The 18,443-nt window shown below is 41.1% G+C and carries 18 protein-coding genes; 14 read left to right on the plus strand and 4 right to left on the minus strand.

The genetic code is table 11. From position 1 onward, the window contains the following. Positions 1–64 precede the first annotated feature (64 nt). Both HHA41_RS01630 and HHA41_RS01635 read right to left on the minus strand, forming a co-directional pair. Positions 65–421, minus strand: coding sequence for a type II toxin-antitoxin system RelB/DinJ family antitoxin (locus HHA41_RS01630; RefSeq protein ID WP_168419033.1), 357 nt, complete (start codon positions 419–421; stop codon positions 65–67). Between the two features lie 109 nt (positions 422–530). Beyond that, complete coding sequence (locus HHA41_RS01635) at positions 531–1,445, minus strand: pseudouridine synthase (protein ID WP_168460232.1); 915 nt, start codon at positions 1,443–1,445, stop codon at positions 531–533. 216 nt (positions 1,446–1,661) lie between these two features. Between HHA41_RS01635 and tsaE the strand changes: the two genes are divergently transcribed. From tsaE to hfq, 4 genes are all read left to right on the plus strand, one after another. After that, entirely contained in the window at positions 1,662–2,138 is a 477-nt protein-coding gene (gene tsaE, locus HHA41_RS01640; protein WP_168419039.1) for a tRNA (adenosine(37)-N6)-threonylcarbamoyltransferase complex ATPase subunit type 1 TsaE, read from the plus strand. Beyond that, positions 2,131–4,110, plus strand: a complete 1,980-nt coding sequence (gene mutL / locus HHA41_RS01645) for a DNA mismatch repair endonuclease MutL (RefSeq protein ID WP_168460234.1) — start codon at positions 2,131–2,133, stop codon at positions 4,108–4,110. The genes tsaE and mutL overlap by 8 nt, the downstream gene beginning before the upstream one ends. A 6-nt stretch (positions 4,111–4,116) precedes the next feature. Next, positions 4,117–5,061: a tRNA (adenosine(37)-N6)-dimethylallyltransferase MiaA gene (gene miaA, locus HHA41_RS01650; protein ID WP_168460236.1), complete on the plus strand. Its 945-nt coding sequence runs from the start codon at positions 4,117–4,119 to the stop codon at positions 5,059–5,061. A gap of 92 nt (positions 5,062–5,153) precedes the next feature. After that, a complete protein-coding gene (gene hfq, locus HHA41_RS01655; protein ID WP_168419029.1) occupies positions 5,154–5,672 on the plus strand; it encodes an RNA chaperone Hfq in 519 nt (172 codons plus the stop codon). 169 nt (positions 5,673–5,841) lie between these two features. On the opposite strand, the gene HHA41_RS01660 is transcribed toward hfq, so the two are convergent. Together HHA41_RS01660 and HHA41_RS01665 are read right to left on the minus strand one after the other, a co-directional pair. Beyond that, positions 5,842–7,143: a peptidylprolyl isomerase gene (locus tag HHA41_RS01660; protein WP_168419028.1), complete on the minus strand. Its 1,302-nt coding sequence runs from the start codon at positions 7,141–7,143 to the stop codon at positions 5,842–5,844. Then, on the minus strand, positions 7,143–9,590 hold the full coding sequence (locus HHA41_RS01665) for an LPS-assembly protein LptD (RefSeq protein ID WP_168460238.1): 2,448 nt from the start codon (positions 9,588–9,590) through the stop codon (positions 7,143–7,145). Before HHA41_RS01665 ends, HHA41_RS01660 begins: the two co-directional genes overlap by 1 nt. A gap of 120 nt (positions 9,591–9,710) precedes the next feature. Between HHA41_RS01665 and HHA41_RS01670 the strand changes: the two genes are divergently transcribed. The 10 genes from HHA41_RS01670 to kdsB all read left to right on the plus strand — a co-directional run bounded on the left by HHA41_RS01670 (position 9,711) and on the right by kdsB (position 18,443). Further along, the gene (locus HHA41_RS01670) at positions 9,711–10,724 is read left to right on the plus strand and encodes a phosphotransferase (protein WP_168460240.1); all 1,014 of its coding nucleotides are present in this window, start codon (positions 9,711–9,713) and stop codon (positions 10,722–10,724) included. After that, positions 10,725–11,414, plus strand: coding sequence for an N-acetylmuramate alpha-1-phosphate uridylyltransferase MurU (gene murU / locus HHA41_RS01675; RefSeq protein WP_168460242.1), 690 nt, complete (start codon positions 10,725–10,727; stop codon positions 11,412–11,414). It abuts the gene before it with no gap. A gap of 84 nt (positions 11,415–11,498) precedes the next feature. Beyond that, positions 11,499–12,131, plus strand: a complete 633-nt coding sequence (gene rsmG / locus HHA41_RS01680) for a 16S rRNA (guanine(527)-N(7))-methyltransferase RsmG (RefSeq protein ID WP_168460346.1) — start codon at positions 11,499–11,501, stop codon at positions 12,129–12,131. A 24-nt stretch (positions 12,132–12,155) separates the two neighbouring features. Beyond that, complete coding sequence (locus tag HHA41_RS01685) at positions 12,156–12,938, plus strand: ParA family protein (RefSeq protein WP_168460244.1); 783 nt, start codon at positions 12,156–12,158, stop codon at positions 12,936–12,938. After that, complete coding sequence (locus tag HHA41_RS01690; protein ID WP_168419022.1) at positions 12,935–13,822, plus strand: ParB/RepB/Spo0J family partition protein; 888 nt, start codon at positions 12,935–12,937, stop codon at positions 13,820–13,822. The genes HHA41_RS01685 and HHA41_RS01690 overlap by 4 nt, the downstream gene beginning before the upstream one ends. 30 nt (positions 13,823–13,852) lie before the next feature. Further along, positions 13,853–14,506 carry a MotA/TolQ/ExbB proton channel family protein gene (locus tag HHA41_RS01695; protein WP_168460246.1) on the plus strand — a complete coding sequence of 218 codons (654 nt, stop codon included), beginning with the start codon at positions 13,853–13,855 and terminating at the stop codon, positions 14,504–14,506. 9 nt (positions 14,507–14,515) lie between these two features. Further along, on the plus strand, positions 14,516–14,938 hold the full coding sequence (locus HHA41_RS01700) for a biopolymer transporter ExbD (protein WP_168419020.1): 423 nt from the start codon (positions 14,516–14,518) through the stop codon (positions 14,936–14,938). Continuing rightward, on the plus strand, positions 14,938–16,665 hold the full coding sequence (msbA, locus tag HHA41_RS01705) for a lipid A export permease/ATP-binding protein MsbA (protein WP_168460248.1): 1,728 nt from the start codon (positions 14,938–14,940) through the stop codon (positions 16,663–16,665). Before HHA41_RS01700 ends, msbA begins: the two co-directional genes overlap by 1 nt. Before the next feature lie 3 nt (positions 16,666–16,668). Then, entirely contained in the window at positions 16,669–17,685 is a 1,017-nt protein-coding gene (gene lpxK / locus HHA41_RS01710; RefSeq protein ID WP_168460250.1) for a tetraacyldisaccharide 4'-kinase, read from the plus strand. Next, positions 17,682–18,443, plus strand: a complete 762-nt coding sequence (kdsB, locus tag HHA41_RS01715; protein ID WP_168460252.1) for a 3-deoxy-manno-octulosonate cytidylyltransferase — start codon at positions 17,682–17,684, stop codon at positions 18,441–18,443. Before lpxK ends, kdsB begins: the two co-directional genes overlap by 4 nt.

Here is an 18,443-nt window from a genome sequence, read left to right on the forward strand (position 1 = left end):
TGCATGAAGCATAGCTAAGTTTTTAAAGCTATTTTTTAAAATTTTGTTTAAAAATGCAACACTGTTAATTTTTGTCAGTTTCACCCAAAATGGCATTCAACTCATCAAACAGATCTAAATGCTCATCATCTAGCTCAAATTCTTCGGTTTGAGCGGTAGGCATTGCGCTTGTATCTGGGGTTGCAGATGGCTCTGTAAGGTCTGCTTTTTGCTCTTGTTTTAATTTACGTAACTTAATCAATTGCTCCAAATTAATATTCTGATTTTCAATTGAAAAGGGGATTGATTTTGTTAGTACCACTTGCTTAAAGAATAGGCGTACTGCTTGCGCAGGTGTAATCCCGAGTTGTTTAAACACAGCAAAAGCTTGTTTTTTCTCTTGAGAGTCCAAGCGTACTTGATAGACTTCAGTTTTTCTCATAATTTTTAATGGAATAAAAAGATTTAAATTTTAGCGTTATTGTAAACAATTGGAGTGTAATTTCAATATGACTACAGATAAAATACGCTATTTTGTAATGACAAACATATTACAATGTCAATTCTTGTACTGCACTAAATTGTAATTGCTGTTGGCTGATCGGGTCAAAAAATGCTAAATGCTTGGCCAGTAATTGTAATGGCTGAGAAAAATCATCATTTTTTTTATGCTGCAAAATAGGATAAAAAGGGTCATTTTTAATTGGGATGCCTAAATGATTTAAATGTACTCGCAATTGGTGTTGTTTACCTGTGGTGGGATGCAGTTCGTATTTTCCCCATGTCTGATTATGTTCAAGTAAATGAATATCTGTTTCGCTATTTGCAGTGCCTGACACCACTTGCATCAAATAAAAAGGTTCGCCTTTTTTCATGCGTAATTGCACTTTACATGGCAGTGTTAAATTCGCTCGATAAGGCGCAATTGCATGATAAATTTTTTGCACCTGACGTTCTGCAAATAATTGTTGATATACCGCACGAGTTTCAGGCTGTTTGGAAAACAGCACCACACCTGCAGTTTCACGGTCTAAGCGATGAATAGGGGTGAGTTGTTCATTTTGCGTTTGTTTTTTCAGCCTTACCAATAAGGTTTCTTGTACATATTGCCCAGTGGGGCTCATGGTTAAAAAGTGAGGTTTATCGACCACCAGTAAATGTTCATTTTCAAACAAAATTTGATGCTGAAAAGGCACAGTAACTTCATGTGCTAAAAATCGATAATAAAAAATATCCTGATGTGCGAGGTAAGGTGCATCTACATTTAGACGATTGCCTTGATTGTCATAAACCAGACCATCTACAAAGCGTTGTTGCCATTCCTGCGCAGAAATATGCGCAAATTGAGTTGTTAAATAATCAAAAACAGAGCTAGGGTTGTTGTCTAATTTGGGTAAATGCAATTTGCTGGCGCTCACACCATCTAACATAGGCGGAATAAAAGGGCTGAGGTGAGTCGACTTCATCTGCGAATTGCTCGTATGAGGTGAAAATAGTTTACATTTGATTAAATACAAATAGCCTAAGCAAATTCGGGTATTCAATTGCGTCAGATCAGACAATCTAGCTGTATAAATATGCAATATATTGTCCACATTTACACAGTTTTATACATCAGTACATAGGCTTTAAAGCAGTGCGATGCTATCATAATTGGTCTTTTGAATCATGTCGTGAGCGCTATGCAGTATTCATTTAATTTGGCTTTAAATAATGAGCAAGATACCCAAAATCTGGCACAGGTTTTGGCTACGCATTTTCGTTCTGGTGTGATTTATTTGATCGGCGATTTAGGTGCAGGAAAAACCACCTTATCGCGCTATTTTTTGCAGCATTTGGGGCATCAGGGTGCAGTTAAAAGCCCGACTTACACATTGGTAGAGCCGTACCAAATTCAAGGGCAAGATATTTTTCATTTTGATTTATATCGCTTAAACGACCCATACGAATTGGAGTTGATGGGTATTCGTGATTATTTAGAAACTCCAAATGCCTTATTTTTGTTTGAATGGCCTTCTAAAGGTGGCGATGAAATTCCAGCTGCCGACCTCATTATTGATATTAAAAAATCTGAAGATGAATTAAGCCGTTTTGCAACACTGAGTTCATCTTCGGCTGAGTTACAACAAGCTTTGGAGCAACAGTTTAATCATGCCTAATGATGCGTTAAATCTACGTCGTATTCATACGCTTGAACCTGCATTAGCCAACCAAATTGCTGCAGGGGAAGTGATTGAGCGGCCTGCGTCTGTAGTCAAAGAATTATTAGAAAATGCGATTGATGCAGGTGCAACTGAGCTGATTATTCGTGTGGCACAAGGCGGCAGTACACTGATTGAAATTATTGACAATGGTCGTGGGATTCATGCCGAAGACCTACCTTTGGCGGTCACTCGTCACGCAACCAGTAAAATTCAGACAGCTGATGATTTACATGCCATTGTCAGTTTAGGCTTTCGTGGTGAGGCCTTGGCTTCAATTGCAGCGGTATCTCGTTTGACTTTAGTCAGTAGTCAAACGGAAGATGGTGTGGGTTATCAAGTTGAAGTGAATGGTACGGCCTTTGATCATCAAGACATTCAGGCTGTTGCTGCTCCCAAAGGTACACATATTCGAGTACAGGATTTATTTTTTAATGTTCCTGCACGGCGTAAATTCCTAAAAAAAGCGGGTACGGAATTTGGGCATATTGAAGAAATTGTACGCCGTTTAGCGCTCACGCATTTTGATATTCGTTTTGTTTTAGAACACAACGACAGCATCAAGCTGAATTTACCCATTGCCGACAGTGGCGAATTGCGTTTTCAGCGCGTGCAGCAACTTTTAGGGCGTAACTTTGTTGAAAATGCCTATTGGATAGATGCTGACAGTGTCACTATGCGCTTATCGGGCTGGTTGGGTCATCCTTCCGATGCACGCTCGCAAGCCGACTTGCAATATGTGTATGTAAACGGGCGTATTGTTAAAGACAAGACCATTTCCCATGCTTTACGCATGGCTTATGATGGTATTTTGCATGGGCATCAACATGCGGCATATTTACTGTTTTTAGAAGTTGAACCTGAAAATATTGATGTCAATGTGCATCCAACTAAGCATGAAATCCGCTTTTTAAATCAGCGTGAAGTGCATGAGTTTGTACGGCATTATGCCAAAGAAACCTTAGCACAATTTCAAACTGCAACAGCTGATCTTGCGACCGCAATGAAAGCCGACCCAGTAGAGCAGGCAGCACCTTATGTCGTACAGCCACGTTACCAAGAACAATTTCAGCTGCACAAATCTGTGCAGACCAACCCTCTGAATCCGTATGAACAAAGGGTAGATGTAGATCAGGTATCCAATACAGCATCGGGTAGTGATCTACTTACCGAGTTTGATCGTAGCCATCCGCAAACTGTGCAATACGGCCAAGCGATGCAAGGCAGGTACCAAGGCTCACAACAGCTGAATAATGCCTTAAAAAGCTATCTTGCACCTTTGCGTGATGCTGACCCTCAAGATTCAACTAGCGTAGCGTATGAATCGACGACAGCTGTAGATGAACACCCACTTGGAATTGCGATTGCACAATTGCACGGTATTTATATTCTGGCGCAAAACAGCGAAGGTTTGATTATTGTCGATATGCATGCCGCACATGAACGTATCGTTTTACAGCAGATGAAAGCTGCGTGGGATAAACCAGAGTTTTGGACTTCTCAGCAATTGCTCATTCCCAAAGTCATCAGCATTAGTCGTATGCAGGCCATGCGTGTAGATGATTTAAAACCACAATTGGCACGTTTAGGTTTGGATGTTGACCAATATGGCGATGAGCAAGTCATTGTGCGCGGTGTGCCAGCCATTTTGCATAAAGCGGATTTTGCAGAGTTGATTCCTGAATTACTGAATGATTTAGACCCAAATGATGAAGCGCAGGCATTACTGCAAAAACGTGATCATATTTTGGCGGGTATGGCGTGTCATAGCGCGGTGCGTGCACATCGGATGCTGAGTCTTTCTGAAATGAATGCCTTGTTACGTCAAATGGAACAAACTGAATTTGCCAGCCAATGTAATCATGGTCGTCCAACATGGCGTGCTTTTCCATTGGCTCAATTAGATAAACTTTTTGCTCGAGGAGAGTAGTGTTACATGTCAAAACAATTGCCGGTCATCAATTTAATGGGACCAACTGCAAGTGGTAAAACTGCTTTGGCATGTGAACTCTATGAACTAGGTCATTTTGAGCTAATTTCAGTCGATTCTGCGCTGGTTTATCGAGATATGGACATTGGTACAGCCAAACCAACTAAAGCGGAACAGGCGCGTTATCCGCATCATTTGATTGATATTATTAGCCCGCTTGAAGTTTATTCTGCTGCACAGTTTGTGGAAGATGCCTGCACCTTAATTGATGATATGCACGCACGTGGAAAAACCCCAATTTTAGTGGGTGGTACCATGCTGTATTTTAAAGCTTTGCTTGAAGGGCTATCTTCTAATTTACCCAGTGCCAATTATGACGTCCGTGCAGAAATTGAAGATAAAGCTGCACGCGAAGGTTGGGAGGCGGTCTATGCAGAGTTATGTGCAGTAGATGCACTAGCAGGTGAAAAATTTAAGGTGTCAGATAAACAACGTATTATTCGTGCACTGGAAGTTTATAAATTAACAGGAACGCCAATTACCCAGCTTCAGGCAGAACAACCCAAAAATGTACCATATCGTTACACTTTTCATAACCACGCTTTGATGCCTGATCGGGTAGAATTACATCAGCGTATTCAAAAACGCTTAGAGATTATGTGGGAAATGGGTTTTTTGAATGAGGTGCGGCATCTTATTGAAAATTACGATTTAGATGCTAATTTACCCTCTATGCGTTCAGTTGGCTATCGTCAAGCTTTAGAGTTTTTGCAAAACGGTGATGAAAGTCGCGAAAAAATGCAGGAAATGGAGGATAAGGCGCTATTCGCGACACGACAACTCGCGAAACGTCAATATACTTGGCTCAGATCGTTGCAAGAATCGCATAAATTTCACACATATTTTACGATAAAGCAGGCTCAAGAAGACTTGCGAAACTGTTACGGATAAAGCAAAATTTACCTACTGTCTTTTTTATAATTTTTAATTGAAAAATAGAGATAGTTTTTGCGCTGATTTTTAATTATTTTTGGAGTTATAACATGTCTAAAGGTCAAACTTTACAAGATCCGTTCTTGAATTCTCTCCGTAAAGAACGTATTCCTGTTTCTATCTTCCTTGTGAACGGTATTAAGCTACAAGGCCATATTGAATCTTTTGACCAATATGTTGTTTTATTAAAAAATACAGTAAGCCAAATGGTTTACAAACATGCAATTTCTACAGTTGTTCCTGCACGTAATCCACGTCCTGCTGGTGCACCTGCTGGTGGTCAAGGCGCAGGCTTTGGCGGTCAAGGCGGTGGCTTCGGTGGTCAAGGTGGTGGCTTTGGTGGTCAAGGCGGCTTCGGTGGTCAAGGTGGCGGCTTTGGTGGTCAAGGCGGCTTCGGTGGTCAAGGTAGCGGTTTCGGTAGTCAAGGTGGCTTTGGTGGTCAAGGCGGCGGCTTTGGTGGTCAAGGTGGCTTCGGTGGTCAAGGTGGCTTCGGTGGCGGTCAAGCAACAGGCGGTTTTGACAACGATTCTAAATTTGAAGAATCTTCAGAAGACGATAACAACCATTAATTGATCTTCTTAAAAAAACCTCTCGAAATGAGAGGTTTTTTTATGTCTATGGTTTTTATCAAAGTCATATTTGAGTAGTAAATAAGATGCGGTGCACATGTTAGAAAAGCATAAAAAAACCAGTGTAGCAACACTGGTTTTAATCTTAGAAATAGCAGAAAACTTAAGCTTAGTTTTTCTTGCGGTCTAAGCTTGGGTCTTTAATTTCTACAAAAGCATTGTTGCGCGTTTCACGTAACCAGCTATCCAATTCAGTATCAAACTGGCGTTCACCTAGTATTTGACGTGCCATACGTTCTTGGTATTCACGAGTCATATCTTGCTGGCGTGTATCGGTCACTTGCAGTACATGCCAACCAAACTGGGTTTGGAATGGTGCGCTAATTTCACCTTTTGCAGTGTTTTTCATTTGATTTTCAAATTCTGGCACCATCACGCCAGGATTCACCCAGCCTAGACTACCGCCATCACGTGCAGAGCCAGCATCATTAGAGAAAGTCGAAGCTAAGGTTGCAAAGTCTTCACCCGCTTTTAAACGGTTGTGAATACTGTCAATCATGTGTTTCGCATTTTCAGGGCTTACTACTTCACTTGGCTGAATCAAGATATGTCGAGTTTGGTATTGTGGAACTAGTGCACGTTGCTCAGTACTTTTGCGTTCCAGTAATTTTACGACATGAATACCATCACGGACTTCAATCAATTCACTGGTTTGCCCCACATCTAATGGCGTAATACGTGCAGCAAGTTCTGCAGGAATATCGGTCAAGTTACGTAAGCCCATGTCTGCAGACTGAACAGTTATGCCGTTGCCTGTATATTTTTTACTGATGGCTTGAATGTCATTGTTCTGCGCCAGTTCAGCTTTGACTTGTTGCGCAACCTGAGCTGCATTTTCTTTTCCTGAAACACGCACATGCAAAATATGGACTTGGTTGCCTAAAGCGGCCTGACCTTGTGGGGTTTTCAGAAAGTTATCAACGTCTTGATCGCTAATTTGAATACGTGACATCACCACTTGCTGACGCAAACGATTCATGGCCAAATCTTCTGCAATACGATTACGTAAAAATGCATAACTGCCAGGAGATGATTTATCTAACTTTTGCTGAAAAGCCTCTAAGCTATTGCTTCCATTTTGCTGTGCAACTTTTAACACAGCTTCATTCAGGGATTTTTCATCAGCTTTAATGTTATAGCGTTTTACTTGTTCTAATTGAGCCTGACGTACAATTAATTGCTCTAAGGCTTGTTGTTCTAAAATTTGTTGAGGTGGAACAGGGCGCTTTTGCATTTCAAGCTGTTGCTTAAGTTCAACCACGCTTTGCGCTAAATCACTTTTTAAAATGACACTATTGTCAACTACAGCCACAATTTGATCATTCGCAGCGGCAAATGCAGGCAGGCTAACAGCCATGCTCAGTGCCAAGGTAGATGCTTTTAAAAATCGTTTTAACTGTACTGTCTTCATTAACGTTGTGTCCAAGATTGATTAATTTTATTAAAACCTAAAATACGGTTTTCAAGCAAAGAAGCAAGTTTATTATTGAAACTGCCTAAACCTTTTAAATTTAGCTCTGCCATAATGGCACGTTTTGGTTTAACACCTGCATCTGTCACATCGTCCAAGTCGTTATAGTAAGAGCGACCATAGACTGAAATACCCCAGCAGCATGATTCGTAATTTACACCCAGTAAATACTCACGTGCCACACTGTTATCTAAGTCATATTGTGCGTGACCTAAAATACGCCAGTTGTTGTGAATGGGTTGAATGAATGATGCAACCACTTGATCATAATGGTCTTGGCGGTTTGGAATATAACGACGGTTAATATAGCCAAAGTTATATAAGTTACCCTGATCGCCAGCGTAAAGCAGATTTACATTACGCTGAGCATTGTCGCCATTAGACATCCAAGCAGCATTGGCACCGATGCTGAGGTTTTGGCTTAATTGGCTGGTGAGGCTGACAATTGGACCTGTACGGCTTTGCGTATCAAAATCATCGCTGGTATTTTCTAGTGTGACACGGCGGTCTTCAAAATAGAAACTTTGACCAATGCCTGCCTTAATACGTTCCAAACCAATTTCATCAAACAGGCTGTAGCTTAAGCCTAAAGATAAGAAATTATTATCTTCTAAACGGTCATGTCCATAGAAACGGTTTGGACTGAACAATTGATCATAATTGATTGATGCTGTTGCAGAATCAAAGTTGGGATGGTCATTTTGATTTTTATACGGTGCATAGGCATAGAATGCACGTGGTGTAATCGTTTGTAGGAATCGGCCATCTTTTTCAAAGGTAATCCCTGTGTCCAATGTAAATTGCGGAACAGTAACCGACTCACTTTTACTTGAAGATTTATACGTATCTGTACTTAGGGTCTCTTTGTCATAGAAGGTGTTGATGTTACGTAACGATACTTCAGGAATTACAAATGACCACGGGTTGCGGTAGTTGTAACGCACAGCAAAGTCATTATAAATACGCGTACCACTTGGTTCCCCATCTTGCGCAGCTAGATCTTTTTTGAAGTAAGCTGTGTCGTTATTAAATTCGACTTGGAAACCTTGAGGATTACCTGTTTTATAATTCAACAAGAATTGTGGTAAACGTGCATAAGGGCGTTTTTCATAGGCAATAGATTGATCCAGCGTTTGGAAATCTTCAACTTTGAGCTGAGCTTTTAAGCCAGGAATACCATTGCGATAGTTAAGTTCCCAAGCACGACGTAAATTAAGATCGGTTTTGGAGTTAGGGTTATTATTTAAATCGGCAAAGTAATCTTTGTCTGAAGCATAGTTGTATTCAAGATTAGTCGAAAACTGATTGTTAATTTGCCAGTTGTGTAAAAAGTGCAAGTCTTTACGGTCTTGATCATTATATTTGGCATCTGAAGCTAAATAACCACCCCAGATTTGGCCTGAACCAAAATTTTCAGTTAAATAACGGAATTCACCCTCTAGCATTGCACCACGATCGCCAATATAGCGCGGGCTAACGGTTGCATCGTAATTAGGTGCTAGGTTCAAATACACAGGTACAGAAAGTTCAACACCACCATCATTGGTAAAACCAAAACTTGGGGTCAAAATACCTGTCGTGCGGCGGTCGTCAATCGGAAAGTTAAAATAAGGCACAGCCATGACCGGTACATTTTTTACATATAGTTTTGTACCGCGTGTTTCACCGCGTCCAGTTTCCTGATTGAGCTTAATTTCGTTGGCTTGAATTTTCCAGGTTGGCGCTTGCTCGGGCGGGCAGGTGCTGTAGGTGGCGTTATTGAGTACCATGGTATTGGTTGAGGTACGTGCAATTTTTTCTGCCATGCCATGAGCATGCTGTTCTTCAGCAATATAAAAACTGTTATTTAAATCGCCTTGCTGAGTTTTAAGGTTGTAGTTAATTTCATCACTTTGCGCAAGTAAACCAGCTTGTGCCATTTGAACACGACCTTCGGCTTTGGCAAAGGTTTGGGTCTGATCAATGGTAATTTTATCGGCGCGAATTTGACGGCCTTGCTGGTCAATCAGGACATTGCCTTCTAAGACAGAATCGCCATTTGGGTCATAGTGACCATAATCGGCAGTAACGGTAGAGGTTGCTTCTGCAGCGTCTACAGCAACTGTATTTGAACTGATAGGTGTCAGCCAAGCACCTTTACAATAAGCCGAGCTGGCTGTGTTACCAAATTGTTGTTGCGCTTCGGGCGTTGCTTTATCAACATAATATTGCTCAAAGAATTGCTGACCTGGGTAAGTCTCTTGAATACTTTGTTTAAGCCGTTGGTTGTCAATATGACTGACCGATGAAGCCTGATCTGCTGTCTGTGCATAACTGGAAACAGAGTGACCACATAACAGAGTTAAGACCGCAGTCGCTAAAGGATTAAATTTAAACTGATGCTTCATTTATCTCATCAACCAAGAGTGCTTAATCGCAATTAATTATTGTCGCATCATAGAGAAAAAGCGCAGAAGTAGCTACACTTAGCACTTTAAAAACTCAGCCTGTATTAGAATTTATTGCAAATGAATACACAACGTGAACAATTGATACAAACATGGATAACATCTGTACTTGGTTCAGATCAATTTGAAACTCATTTTTTAGCAGGCGATGCAAGTTTCCGTCGTTACGCACGAATCAAATTGAATAATAAAACATTTATGCTCATGGATGCACCACCAGAAAAAGAAGATTGTGGTTCTTTTGTCACGATTGATGAATTTTTTGCTGCCAATGCTGTGCGTGTACCCAAAATTGTGGCCAAAGACCTGACACAAGGCTTTTTGTTGTTGGAAGATTTTGGCGATGTGCTGTTATCGACCTTATTAAATGAACACACAGTAGATGACTATTATGCACAGTGCTTTAAGCAACTGATTCAATTACAAGCGATTGATGGTGCGGCACATTTCCCTGGATATTCGTATGACAAGTTGGTCAGTGAAATGGAGCTACTCACCGACTGGTTATTGCCCGCTTTACAGATTCAGCCAACGGCTGAAGAAAGTGCATTAATTAAACGTACATTTGCGATTTTGGCCAATGCTGCTTTGGCGCAGCCACAAGTGATTGTGCATCGTGATTTTCATAGTCGTAACTTAATGAAAATTAATGATGATGCCGAGTTAGGAGTAATTGATTTTCAGGATGCAGTGATTGGTGCAGACACCTATGACCTGATTTCAATTACACGTGATGCTTATGTGCAGTGGAATGCTGAGCGTGTGTATCGCTGGTTTAAAATGTTCTATGACTTGTTGCCAGCAGCATCTAAGCAAGATCGTGATTTTGAACAATTTAAAAAAGATGCCGATATGATGGCAATTCAGCGCCATATCAAAATTTTAGGTATTTTTGTGCGTCTGTTTGAACGTGATGGTAAGTCGGGTTATCTCAAAGACCTACCTAGAGTAATGTGGTATTTGCTTGAAGAAAGCAAGCCGTATCCTGAATTACAACCATTTATGCAATTCATTCACAATACAGTAATGCCAAAATTTACAGCCAAATATGGTCAGTATGAGGTGGTTGCCTAAATGAAAGCCATGATTCTTGCTGCGGGCATGGGTAATCGTATGCGTCCTTTAACGTTGCATACGCCTAAGCCATTATTGGAAGTCGGTGGTAAGCCTTTAATTGTGTGGCACATCGAAAAGTTGCAAAAAATTGGTGTGCAGGAAATTGTCATTAATACCGCATGGCTAGGTGAAAAACTTGCAGATGCTTTGGGCGATGGTTCTCAGTTTGGTGTGAAAATTTTGTGGTCGCATGAAGGTGAAGGCTTGGAAACAGCAGGCGGAATCATTAATGCGTTGCCATTATTAGGCAATGCGCCTTTTATATTGGTGAATGGTGATGTTTGGACCACGATGGATTTCGCACCTTTGTTGAATGTACAACTGCAGGATGCTTTGGCACATTTGGTTTTGGTTGAAAATCCCGTGCAGCATCCACAAGGTGATTTTACCTTGTCTGAAAATAAGGCTTATACCTTTGAGCAAGCACAGTCAGGTGAAAATCTGACTTACAGTGGGGTCGCGGTGATGCATCCACAAATGTTTGTTGGTTTAGAATCGGGCAAGCGTCCACTAGCGCCATTGTTGAAACAAGCCATGCAGCAAGAAAAAATTTCTGCACAGAAATTGCAGGGCGTTTGGGTGGATGTTGGCACTCCTGAGCGATTAAATGCACTAGATCAACAAATTCAGCAGGGTGTGTACGCTTAAGTGCATATTCACTAAGCATTCGCCCCTATGACTGCAACTATAAATCGGTATACTTCCATTAACTTTTTCGAGATGTGAATTGTGATGCATTCGTTTTTTCAGGAACTCAAGCAAGGTAGTCAGGCTTTAGGTTTAGAGCTCAGTGATGAGGCTTTAAATTTATTACTCAAATACCAAGATGCTTTGGTGCTATGGAACAAAGCGTACAATCTCACAGCAATTCGTGATCCGAAAGAAATGCTAGTGAAGCACTTGCTAGACAGCTTAAGTATTTTAAAAGATTTGCCTGCCGGTCGTTTGTTGGATATTGGTACAGGTGGTGGTATGCCAGGCATGATCATTGCCTTATGTCAGCCTGAACGTGATTGCGTGCTATTAGATTCTAATGGTAAAAAAATTCGTTTTTTAAAGCAGTTTATTGCTGATTTAAAACTGAAAAATGTAGTTGCTGTACAAACTCGTGTCGAAAATGAAGATAGCATTCGTGAGCTAGGTCAGTTTGATGTAATTACCAGTCGTGCTTTTGCATCTTTAACTGACTTTGTTGCAGCATCTAAACCATTTATGCATGAACAAAGTATTATTGCTTCTATGAAAGGTTTGGTTCCTGCCGATGAAGTGGAAGCATTGAAAGATGAGTTTAGCTGTGAAATTATCGAGCTCAAAGTTCCACGTTTAGACGAACAGCGTCATTTACTTTTATTAAAACGTATTTAAATTTTTCAAAGGACTGGGGTGATCATGGCACAAATTATTGCGATTGCGAACCAAAAGGGTGGTGTAGGAAAAACCACAACCGCAGTAAATTTGGCAGCATCATTAGCTGTTTTGAAAAAGCGCGTTTTATTGGTCGATATGGACTCGCAAGGCAATGCCACCATGGGGTCGGGTATTCAAAAAAATGATTTGCTCTATTCTGTGACCGATGTATTGTTGGGTGAAGTACCCATTGAAACAGCGATTACCAAAGCAGAAGTTGGCTATAAAGTTTTGGGTGCCAATCGTGAATTGGCAGGGGTTGAACTGGTCATTGCCGAGCAAGAAGGACGTGAATTTATTTTACGCAATGCTTTGCAGGAAGTTGAAAAAGATTTTGATTACATTATTGTCGACTGTGCGCCAAGTTTAAGCTTAATTACGGTGAATGCTTTGGCTGCTGTGCAGAGTGTGATGATTCCAATGCAGTGTGAGTACTATGCTTTGGAAGGTTTAGCCGATTTAACCCAAACCATCGACCGTATTCAGCAAGCCTTGAACCCTGATTTGGAAATTATTGGTGTACTACGCACCATGTATGATGCACGTAATGCCTTAACTCGTGATGTTTCAGAAGAATTGTCACATTATTTTGGCAAAAAATTATACGATACCGTAATTCCACGTAATGTGCGTTTGGCAGAAGCCCCAGCACATGGCCTGCCTGTCATTTATTTTGAAAAAAGCTCTAAGGGGGCTGTTGCCTACCTAAATTTAGCAGCTGAAATGTTGAAAAAAAGCAAAGTGAAAAAAGGAAGTAAAGCATGACCACAAAAAAACGCGGATTAGCCAAAGGTCGTGGTTTGGATGCCTTGTTAGGATCGATCCAAAAAGAAAAATTACAACTCGAAGTACAAGCCTTAGATCACGGTCAGCTGAAACAGGTAGATGTTAATTTATTAAAGCGGGGTGAATACCAACCACGTCGTTTTATTCATGAGCAAGATTTGCAGGAGCTGGCCGCATCTATTGAAAAACATGGTGTGATGCAACCGATTGTGATTCGTCCAATTGACGATGAACAGCACCCTTATGAAATTATTGCAGGTGAACGTCGCTGGCGTGCAGCGCAGTTGGCAGGTTTAACCGAAATTCCAGCAATTGTGCGTGACCTGACCGATCAGGTGGCAATTGCTTTGGCGTTAATTGAAAATATTCAGCGTCAAGATTTAAACCCGATTGATCAGGCACTTGCATTACAGCGTTTTCATGATGAGTTTGGTTTAAGTCATCAGGAAATTGCAGAAACAGTGGGTAAAGCACGTACTACAGTCAGCAATTTATTACGTTTATTGACTTTGACCGACGCTGTAAAAGATTTGATGCAGCAAGGTTTGCTGGATATGGGGCATGCACGTGCGATTTTGACTTTAAAAGCCAAAGATCAGCTCAAAGTTGCGCAGCATGTGATTGAAAAGAATTTATCGGTACGACAAACAGAGCAATTGGTGCGTGATTTCAATGCACCAAAACAAGAAAAACCTAAAACTGTGGTTGCTCCCGATATTCAACAACTCACACAGCGTTTGTCTGAGCGCTTTAGTGCAGATGTAAAAATTGATTATAACAAGCAGGGCAAAGGCAAATTGGTCATCAGCTATCACTCTCTGGAAGAGCTGGATGGCATTTTAAATATTTGCCTGTCCGATTAATTTTAATTCGTATTTATTGGGGAAAAACGAATGTGGGAATTAGTAAAAGCAGGTGGTTGGCTCATGCTACCGTTGGTGTTGTGCTCGGTATTTACCGTTGCCATCACCATTGAACGTTTTATGCGTTTAAAGCGTGCTGGCGTGTTACCAAATGCACTGTTATTAAACCGTGGACAGAGTTTGTCTACAGTGTTGCAACAGTTGAACCAAAGTGAAAGCTTAAAAAACAGTACCCTAGGTCGTATTTTTACTGCTGGCGCACGTAACCAACAACAATCAGAACAATATGCACGTGCACAAATGGAAGCGACTGCATCACAAGAAATTGGTTATTTAGAAAAAAATATTAATTTTTTAGGGACGCTTAGTGCTGTTGCGCCATTATTAGGTTTGTTAGGTACAGTGCTTGGAATTATTGAATCATTTTTAGTGATTGATGTAGGCGCAAGCAATCCCACACTCATGATTCCAGGGATTTCTAAAGCTTTGATTACTACAGCGGCGGGGATGTTAATTGCAATTCCTGCGTTATTTGCCTATCGTTATTTTCAGCGTTTGGTGCAAGAATATGTTGCGGAATTAGAGCAGCAATCGACCCTATTTCATGCGGGACTTTTTCATCAAAAAACACTTACTCAGGCTGAACCTGAGTTGAATGCGCAAGATGTGAAGAAAGTTAGCTAGGGTGAAGATATGAAATTCAAACGCTCGCAAGTCGAAGATATTCATATTAACTTGACACCAATGATTGACTGTTTATTGTTTATCTTGGTGTTTTTATTGCTTTCGACCACATTTAACCAGTTTAGCCGCATGAATTTAACCTTGCCTGAAGCGCAGGGTGTTCCACCAAAATCCTATGAACATAAAATTGAAGTGGTAGTCGACTCTACAGGGCATTACTCTGTGAATGGTCAGGCACTTTCTACTAAAGAAGTGGCAGATTTAAACACAGCAATTAAACAAATTTCGCAAGATCGTCGTGATTTAATGTTTATTATTGCTGCAGATGCCAAAGCAAGCCATCAGGATGTGATTCGGGTGATGGATGTCGCAGGACAACTTGGTTTCGTCAACATCAATATCAGTACGAAAGTCCCAACTCGAGGTTATTAGTGAAGAAGGATTTACAGGTCTACCGCCGTCTTCTGAGATATTTGCTCCCTTTTTGGGGTTTGGCTATTCTGGTCATTGTTGGTTTTGCCATCAATGCAGCCACAGAAGTTTCAGTGGCAAAACTCTTAGAGAAAATTATTAACGCCATTCAGGAGCGAGACCAGTCGTTTACGACACTTTTTCCACTTTTAGTTGTTGCTTTAATGTTTTTCCGCGGTTTAGGCACCTTTATTGGAGGATACTTTACCGCGGTGATTTCACGTAATTTGGTTTTTAATATTCGTCAGGAAGTTTTTGCAAAACTACTTCGTCTGCCTGCACAGTATTATCTGGATAATACCAGTGGCCATATTACGGCCAAAATTATGTATAACGTAGAACAGTTGACCGCTGCCTCTACGGAGTCCCTGCGTACTTTGGTACAGCAGGGTTTAATTACTTTGGGTTTGTTGGGGTATTTGCTGTACACCAACTGGCGTTTGACCTTATGTATTTTGGTGTTTGGTCCATTAATTGGTTTGCTGATTCGTAAAGCAGCAAAACGTATGCGCCGTTTGTCTATTCAGGTACAAGACACCATGGGTGATGTAAACCATGTGGTGCAAGAAACTGTAAATGGCAATTTGGTGGTGAAAGGCTTTGGTGGTCAAAGCTATGAACAAACCCGTTTTAAGGAAAACTCTTTAGAAAATTTACGTCGTGGTCTAAAGATGGTGGCTGTACAACAACTGAACAGCCCAGTTGTGCAGTTTATTATGTCGATTGCGTTGGCCATTATTATTTGGATTGCATTACGACCTGAAATTTTGCGTGATATTTCAGCAGGTGAGTTTGTAGCATATATCACTGCGGCTGGTATGCTCAGTAAACCAATTAAAGCCTTGACCGATATTAATGAAAAATTACAGCGTGGTTTGGCTGCAGCACATTCAGTATTTGAACTGCTAGATATGCCTGAGGAAGAAAATCAGGGCACGCTCACGCCAAATCTAAAGGGTAATTTACAGTTTAAGAATGTCAATCTGGTTTACTCAGATGGTCATCATGCTATTCATGACTTTAATCTAGATGTCAAAGCAGGTGAAACGGTCGCTTTAGTGGGGCGTTCTGGTGCAGGCAAGACTTCATTGGTCAATCTGTTGGTGCGTTTTCAGGAAGCATCCTCAGGGCAAATTTTATTTGATCAGCAAGATATTCGTGATATTGAGTTAAATAGCCTACGCTCACAAATCGCCATGGTTAATCAGCAAGTGGTGTTGTTTAACCGCACGGTACGAGAAAATATTGCCTATGGTCAGCTAGAAGGTGCTAGTGATGATGCCATTATTGCTGCAGCCAAAGCCGCCTATGCACATGATTTTATTATGGCTTTACCACAAGGCTATGACACACCATTGGGTGCGCAAGGATTGAACTTGTCAGGTGGTCAACGACAACGTATCGCCATTGCTCGTGCTATTTTAAAAAATGCGCCCATTTTAATTCTAGATGAAGCTACCAGTGCTTTAGATAATGAATCTGAATATTTTATTCAGCGCGCATTTGATGCAGCCATGCTAAACCGTACGACCATTGTTATTGCACACCGTTTATCTACCATTGAAAATGCTGATCGTATTGTGGTGATGGATCAGGGACGAATTCTAGAGCAAGGTACACATCAAGAGCTTATGACGCGAAAAGGTGCATACTTTCAGTTGCATCAACGTAATTTTGAGGAACATTAACTCATGTCTTTGGCACAATTCATTCAGGACGCTTGGCATAAACAAGCCAAATGGCTGGTTGTGCTTAGACCGTTGTCGATGTTGTATCGTGGCGTGAGTTTATTGAATCAAAATTTATATCGTTCAGGTATTAAAAAGGCTTATACCGCGCCCGTACCAGTCATGGTGATTGGTAACATTACTGTTGGTGGTAGTGGTAAAACCCCTTTACTGATTCACTTGGTGAAATATCTGCAAAGTCTAAATGTACGTGTTGGCGTGATCAGTCGGGGCTATGGCGGCAAAGGTCCATTTCCAGCCTATGTAGGTATTGATGCCGATGTTGAGGCAGTAGGCGATGAGCCAACCTTGATTGTGCAATCAACAGGTGTGCCGATGGCTGTAGGGCCAAATCGTCAAAAAAGTATTGAGCTACTGCTTGAACAGCATGATTTAGACTTGATTATCAGTGATGATGGTTTGCAGCATTTGGCTTTAAACCGTCAACTAGAATGGATTGTTTTAGATAATAACCGTGGATTGGGTAACGAGAAAATTTTGCCTGAAGGTTATTTGCGAGAACCAAAATCGCGTTTGGATGATGCCACCGTGATTGAACATGCAGCACAACCGCACTCGAACTTAAATATGCATCTCGCTGTGGCGGCACCGTATTTATTGCATCCTGAACAAGAACTAATTTTTGACCCGACCCAAAGTTTTTATGCGGTGGTTGGTATTGGCTTTCCAAAACGGTTTTATAAAACATTAGAGTCAATGGGAGTAACGCAGTTTCAATGTCACGAATTTCCAGATCACCATGACTATGAAATTACCGATTTGCAGTTTGAAGACTCGCAACCGATCATTACCACAGAAAAAGATGCAGTGAAATTATTAGCATTGTTAAAGCAATATCCAGATTTTCAGCGTGAAATTTGGGTCGTGCCTGTAGAGGCCGTATTGTCATCGGCCTGCTATGTCACCTTACATCAACAATTGAAACAATTAGGTTTAAACCTGCCTGAAGGAACATTATGAAACACATTGTTATCCCTGCACGTTATGCCAGCTCACGTCTACCAGGCAAACCTTTATTGGAAATTCATGGTCGTGCCATGATTTTACGTGTGGTCGATCAGGCAAAAAAAGTGGCAGGTTTTGATGACTTGTGTGTGGCGACCGATGATGCTCGTATTGCTGAATTATGTCGTGCCGAAGGGGTTGATGTGGTGCTGACCTCGGCAGATCATCCTTCAGGTACAGACCGTTTAAGTGAAGTGGCACGTATAAAAGGTTGGGATGAAAACGATATTATTGTGAATGTGCAGGGCGATGAACCTCTTTTACCTGCACAGTTGGTGCAACAAGTGGCACAGTTACTTGAAGATCAACCCGAGTGCTCTATGTCCACGTTGTGTGAGCCGATTCAGCAACTAGATGAATTCACTCGTGATAGCATTGTGAAAGTGGTAATGTCTAAGCACAATCAGGCTTTGTATTTTAGTCGTGCCACAATCCCTTATGACCGTGATGGTGCAAAAGCAGCGGAAGCTCAATTGCATGCACATGCCTATCGTCATTTAGGTTTATATGCTTACCGTGTAGCGTTGTTACAAGAATATGTGACTTGGGAAATGGGTACATTGGAAAAATTGGAAAGTTTAGAGCAGTTGCGTGTGTTGGAAAATGGCCATCGTATTGCTATTGCAGTTGCAGAAGCGAATTTACCACCTGGCGTGGATACGCAGGCAGACTTAGACCGATTAAATGCAATGGATATTGCCCATTTTGAATAA

Origin of the sequence: Acinetobacter sp. A1 (genome assembly GCF_012371315.1) — a bacterium.
GTDB lineage: Bacteria > Pseudomonadota > Gammaproteobacteria > Pseudomonadales > Moraxellaceae > Acinetobacter.

What these genes read in the sequence shown, in the direction of transcription:
- HHA41_RS01685 (WP_168460244.1), top strand. Translation starts at nt 12,156, where the DNA reads ATGGCACAAATTATTGCGATTGCGAACCAAAAGGGTGGTGTAGGAAAA.
- HHA41_RS01695 (WP_168460246.1), top strand. Translation starts at nt 13,853, where the DNA reads ATGTGGGAATTAGTAAAAGCAGGTGGTTGGCTCATGCTACCGTTGGTG.
- HHA41_RS01660 (WP_168419028.1), bottom strand. Translation starts at nt 7,143, where the DNA reads ATGAAGACAGTACAGTTAAAACGATTTTTAAAAGCATCTACCTTGGCA.
- HHA41_RS01690 (WP_168419022.1), top strand. Translation starts at nt 12,935, where the DNA reads ATGACCACAAAAAAACGCGGATTAGCCAAAGGTCGTGGTTTGGATGCC.
- HHA41_RS01630 (WP_168419033.1), bottom strand. Translation starts at nt 421, where the DNA reads ATGAGAAAAACTGAAGTCTATCAAGTACGCTTGGACTCTCAAGAGAAA.
- rsmG (WP_168460346.1), top strand. Translation starts at nt 11,499, where the DNA reads ATGCATTCGTTTTTTCAGGAACTCAAGCAAGGTAGTCAGGCTTTAGGT.
- HHA41_RS01665 (WP_168460238.1), bottom strand. Translation starts at nt 9,590, where the DNA reads ATGAAGCATCAGTTTAAATTTAATCCTTTAGCGACTGCGGTCTTAACT.
- mutL (WP_168460234.1), top strand. Translation starts at nt 2,131, where the DNA reads ATGCCTAATGATGCGTTAAATCTACGTCGTATTCATACGCTTGAACCT.
- HHA41_RS01700 (WP_168419020.1), top strand. Translation starts at nt 14,516, where the DNA reads ATGAAATTCAAACGCTCGCAAGTCGAAGATATTCATATTAACTTGACA.
- kdsB (WP_168460252.1), top strand. Translation starts at nt 17,682, where the DNA reads ATGAAACACATTGTTATCCCTGCACGTTATGCCAGCTCACGTCTACCA.
- hfq (WP_168419029.1), top strand. Translation starts at nt 5,154, where the DNA reads ATGTCTAAAGGTCAAACTTTACAAGATCCGTTCTTGAATTCTCTCCGT.
- HHA41_RS01670 (WP_168460240.1), top strand. Translation starts at nt 9,711, where the DNA reads ATGAATACACAACGTGAACAATTGATACAAACATGGATAACATCTGTA.
- lpxK (WP_168460250.1), top strand. Translation starts at nt 16,669, where the DNA reads ATGTCTTTGGCACAATTCATTCAGGACGCTTGGCATAAACAAGCCAAA.
- HHA41_RS01635 (WP_168460232.1), bottom strand. Translation starts at nt 1,445, where the DNA reads ATGAAGTCGACTCACCTCAGCCCTTTTATTCCGCCTATGTTAGATGGT.
- miaA (WP_168460236.1), top strand. Translation starts at nt 4,117, where the DNA reads ATGTCAAAACAATTGCCGGTCATCAATTTAATGGGACCAACTGCAAGT.
- tsaE (WP_168419039.1), top strand. Translation starts at nt 1,662, where the DNA reads ATGCAGTATTCATTTAATTTGGCTTTAAATAATGAGCAAGATACCCAA.
- murU (WP_168460242.1), top strand. Translation starts at nt 10,725, where the DNA reads ATGAAAGCCATGATTCTTGCTGCGGGCATGGGTAATCGTATGCGTCCT.